4 protein-coding genes and 2 pseudogenes are annotated in these 4,349 nt (G+C 57.3%); 1 reads left to right on the top strand and 5 read right to left on the bottom strand.

The features are described from left to right. Positions 1-349: 349 nt before the first annotated feature. From DH10_RS18480 to DH10_RS18490, 3 genes and pseudogenes are all read right to left on the bottom strand, one after another. Complete coding sequence (locus DH10_RS18480) at positions 350-505, bottom strand: hypothetical protein (RefSeq protein WP_192385215.1); 156 nt, start codon at positions 503-505, stop codon at positions 350-352. 120 nt (positions 506-625) lie between these two features. Further along, a complete protein-coding gene (locus DH10_RS38240) occupies positions 626-892 on the bottom strand; it encodes a transposase domain-containing protein (protein ID WP_192385216.1) in 267 nt (88 codons plus the stop codon). A gap of 165 nt (positions 893-1,057) precedes the next feature. Next, positions 1,058-1,494 (bottom strand): annotated as a pseudogene (locus tag DH10_RS18490) (ATP-binding protein). Positions 1,495-1,498: 4 nt separating this feature from the next. On the opposite strand from DH10_RS18490, the gene DH10_RS37095 reads away from it, so the two are divergent. Further along, positions 1,499-1,780, top strand: a complete 282-nt coding sequence (locus DH10_RS37095) for a hypothetical protein (RefSeq protein ID WP_192385218.1) — start codon at positions 1,499-1,501, stop codon at positions 1,778-1,780. A gap of 292 nt (positions 1,781-2,072) precedes the next feature. Here DH10_RS37095 and DH10_RS37100 read toward each other — a convergent pair. Both DH10_RS37100 and DH10_RS18500 read right to left on the bottom strand, forming a co-directional pair. After that, a pseudogene (locus tag DH10_RS37100) lies at positions 2,073-2,263 on the bottom strand (ATP-binding protein); the annotation flags it as partial. Positions 2,264-2,647: 384 nt separating this feature from the next. Next, the coding region (locus tag DH10_RS18500; RefSeq protein ID WP_210327830.1) for an aminotransferase-like domain-containing protein at positions 2,648-4,349 on the bottom strand (1,702 nt) is incomplete at its 5' end.

The raw sequence follows: 4,349 nt of genomic DNA on the forward strand, positions 1-4,349 counted from the left end.
CACATGCTTAGCCATTTTCCCTCCCTATGAGAAAACGAGACGGAACCATCCGAGTAGCCATATTGGCTTGGATAGGCCCGCTCCATTGATATTTGAATAGACAGATTTGGTGAAAGTGAACCACTACAGATGGACACCGGCAATTTCTCCGGGGTCAGTGCGGATACCATTTGTTAGCGCCGATCGGCCATCACGGTCACTTTGTTCAAGGAGGCGTTGAAAGCGATGGAATGGACATACCTTTGTGGTCAAGAAGTCCGCATCCATAAGAGCGAGGAGCAGGTTCGCAATCCAAGATGGATGCTGTGTCGGGATTGCCATCCGGGAATGGACGGCGCATTCGCTTCGCTCAAGGCAATCTGCCCCGATTTGCGAAGGGCTTAATGGCCAGATCATTGAAGAAACCCGGCGAGCAAGATTGCAGGCCGATGAACGACGGCAGCTCGAAATGCAGCTTCCTGGCGATCGCCGGAAAGAGTTTGTTATCAGCATCGACACGGCGCATGTTCGCGGCGCCGAGGGGAATTCAGCACGGAACTTCGCGGTCAGATAGCCGTCAAGCCCATCCATGCTGAAGACCGGCCTGAAGACCGGCGGATTCGGCCACCGCTTGTACAGGAACGCCTCAAAAGGTGGCATCGTCCAGCATCAGGCGCGAAGGCGGAAGCGAGGAAGCCGCGGCGGACCGAGCGGCGACGGGCCCCTTTGACCGAACGAGCGATCTGCCGCCACACCCTCCATTTGCCCCGTGCTCCCGGTCTGCCTTCCAATTCCACCGCAAGAGCTCGTCGAGCCAATTGACCGGAATGGAACCGGAGACGATCTGCTCGAGCACGTCGGCGAGCCAGGTTTCGGGACCGCGACCATTGAGCCGTGCCGAGTTGAGCCCCATGTCTCGCCCCGCAGGCGGATCCGGCGAAGAGGCTATTCTTCCTCGTCAGGCAAATTTGGTTTGAGCGAACGCGCTATCGACTTCGATCCGTCCGTCCTGGAGGAAGCCTGACAGCTTAGAGCGCCTCTGCGTCTTTTTTGATATTTGTCGACGAAGCCGTTTCGGTCAATCGGGAGTTGCGTCTGTGACTGGCAGGACTTTGTGCTTGCGCATGCTTTCGCCGGAAAGTTCGATGCGATAGGTGTTATGAGCAAGGCGGTCGTGAACGGCATCGGCGATGGTGGGATTGCCGATCATGTCATACCAGTGATCCACGGGAATTTGACTTGTGACGATGGTGGAACGCTCTCATAGCGATCGTCGACGATTTCCAGGAGATCGCGGCGTTGTTCGCCGTGAGCTTCTCCGGCGCCCAATCGTCTAAGCAAGTCGGTCTTGGCCAGGCTCTTGAGCAGCTTCCCGTAATGGCCGTCTCCGCGGGCAAGGGCGAGCGTTGCGAAGAGGCGCGGCAAACGGTGGTATGCGACTGACAGGTCTACGCGGCTTGCCTTTTGGCCGAGCGCGCAGGCCAGCGCTCTTCCCGACGCCGGCCGGACTGTTATCGGGGTGCCGAAGAATCTGCGTGGTCTGGAACTGGCGTGGCATCATGCCAACGCCACCACCATGACGCGCAAGCGAATCATCGGGACCGTGATCCGCGAGATCGTCGTCGCCATCGAGGACAACCAGATCAAAATGCTGGTGCATTGGCAGGGCGGCGACCATACCGCGCTTTCGGTTCGGAAGAACAAGACAGGCCATCACCGCTGGGGCGCCAAGCCGGACATCGACGAGCTGATCCGCACCCTGTACGCAGTCACGCGTTTGCACCTTCCGCAACCAGCATGATATCGCCGTCGAAAAAAAAGAACGAACGGGCCAAGCGCGGCGAGTATACCCTGCAGGAAACGGCTGCGAAGCTCGGCCTGCGGCCAATGGCCGTGCTGCGCATGATCCGAACCGGTAATCTGAAGGCGGAGCAGTATTCCAAGGGCACGCCCTGGATCATCCGTCACGAAGATATCGAGCGAGCCGATATCCGGACCATTCCGGCAGGGCGGATAAGGTCCAATATCACATCGCAAGATCAACAGACCAGATTTTTCAATAACATAGGAGGCAGGTGTTATGTCATGAGATCGGCGGCGCCGATCAGGAGCGGGCTATGGCGCTGTCTGATCCAGTCGCATCTTCCCAGCTTCATGAAGAGAGTGCGATCGAGACCGCGAGTGGCACGGAAATCGCGTTCTCGATCTGGGCGTTATGACGTAGTCTGGCGGCTCGCGCTCTGGCCTCGAAGCGCTTCTGACGGCGCGTTGTCGCCTCCCGTTCCGGGCCGAAACGGCTTCTGCCTGCGCCGTGTCGACTTTGAGAACGCCGAGGCATGTTCTGAATCCCTGTTCCGGATGCGCCCGGCTGGCAAGGATGGCGATGACGAGCCCCTCGGTCTGTGGACCGACCGGCGACCATCCGCGTAGCGGCGGTGCGAACTAGGCATGTGGTCCGGATCGGTTCCGAAACGGGCGCCACCGCAGCGGCGCTGATGCGCAGCTACCCGCTTGCCCTTTCCTCGCTTAGTCAGGATGGCCCTGGCCCCAGCCGTTCGGGCCGGACCGCATTGAGACGATCTCAAGTTTTGCCGCCATCCACGTTCCCCAAAGGGAGCTGGCTAATCTTCGGCTTGACTGCGCAGTCAGACCTACGGTCTGATGGTCATCACCGTCCGATTGTCCGGTGCATCATCTCTCCCAATTTCGCCAAAAAAGTCTCGTTCTGAGGGGTCCATGGGAACGAGAAGTTGAGCGCTACGAAATTTCGGAAGGAGGCCTCGATTGAGAAGATAGGACCTGGAAGAAAACTGAAGTCGGATTGTATTGCCTGAAGCAAAGCGTCTGTAGCATCGAAGCCGACTGGTCCTCGCACCCAGCACATAAACCCACCGGCGGGAGGCGATACAACACATTCACTGGGGAAATATTTTGCGATTAGCTCAAGGCCCCGTTGCATCCTCGCGGCAAGTGTGCCGCGCAACTGCCTCAAATGTCGATCCTGACTACGGACAGCCAGAAACGTGGCGATCGCGCGCTGGACGATACCATCACCGCTGTTCAGTCCATGTGTATACTGATGGATCATCAAACGTCGTGTGTGGGTCCCGGCAATGATCCAACCAAATCCATACGCTGGCGGGAGCGAGGCCATGAAACTCCCGAATTGAACCACGATATCGGACGGATCGTGTTGTTTAAACGAAGGCTGTCTGCTGCCATTGTAGTTCAGGTCGCTGAACATGTCATTTTCGAGGATAAGCACCTGGTGTTGGCGAGCAATTTCCACGACACGGCGCATAGTTTGTTCAGAATAGGTCACGCCTGTGGGATAGTGGTGGGAGCCCATCAGCAATGCCACGCGAATGGAATTCGAGCGGACAAGATGCAGGAATTGTTCGGGATTGATGCCAGAGCGCGGGTGAGAATAAATTTCCACCACGGAGAGGCTTTTGCGGTTCAATCCGGCCAGCATTGGAAGATAAGAAGGACTTTCGACAAGAACGACGTCTCCTGGCTTTGTAAATGCATTGAGGCACATGTCGAAACACGACATACCCGTGTTGCCGACAATTATTTCCCCCTGCGTTACGACGCATCCTCGCTTTGAGACGCGGCGCGAAATTTCATGTCGCAGCAGCACGTCACCTTGTGGTGAATCGCACCCAACGAGCCTGCTCTCGCCTTGCCGCAAGAGCTGGCGCAACAGGCGGTCTATCTCGCTGCGGTCGAATAAGTCCGGACTTGGGTAGAAGCTGCCGAAAGCGCCAAGCTCATTTGAATAACAAATATGGAGCAAAGCCTCAGGCAGATTTTGAACGGTCTCTCCATCGTCATCGTGGCCGCCTGAGCCCGTCATTGGCACCGGCAAACCGACGACATAAAAGCCCGACCGGGGCCGGGCGTCGCAAACACCCTCAGCCTCCAGGAGCTCGTATGCATGATGCACTGTCATCGGACTATAACCGGTATCTTCGCTTAACTGCCGGACGGACGGCAGGCGATCACCGACCCTCAGAGTCCCTGTGCGAATGCGGCGCTTGATAAGGTCAACGACAATTTCGTAGCGGCGCATGGCCGACGTCTGGGGACCATGGGTCATAAGATTCGAGTTCCGATCGCAATTGGCACCTGCTGTGTCTGCACAAGAACACCGTTCCACCTTAGACGAATAATGGTTCGCAGTCAGATAGTTGCAGTGCTTGAGCCTTCTGCAGCCTGCAGCCTCCAGCGCCGCCGACCCAACAATATTGATCCTTTCTGACCGGTAAAATGCACAAAAGCCACCAATTCCGCGGAGCACAGTTTTTGGCGAGCAGGCGCTTCGAGGTTTCGAAACCGGGCCGTCTGTGCTGAACGAATTCGCCGGA

The sequence above is a fragment of the Mesorhizobium silamurunense genome (genome assembly GCF_014843825.1).
GTDB classification, from domain to species: Bacteria; Pseudomonadota; Alphaproteobacteria; order Rhizobiales; family Rhizobiaceae; genus Mesorhizobium; species Mesorhizobium silamurunense.

Excerpts from the sequence above, each read along its gene's own strand:
- DH10_RS38240 (WP_192385216.1), bottom strand. The coding sequence starts at position 892 with ATGGGGCTCAACTCGGCACGGCTCAATGGTCGCGGTCCCGAAACCTGG.
- DH10_RS18480 (WP_192385215.1), bottom strand. The coding sequence starts at position 505 with ATGCGCCGTGTCGATGCTGATAACAAACTCTTTCCGGCGATCGCCAGG.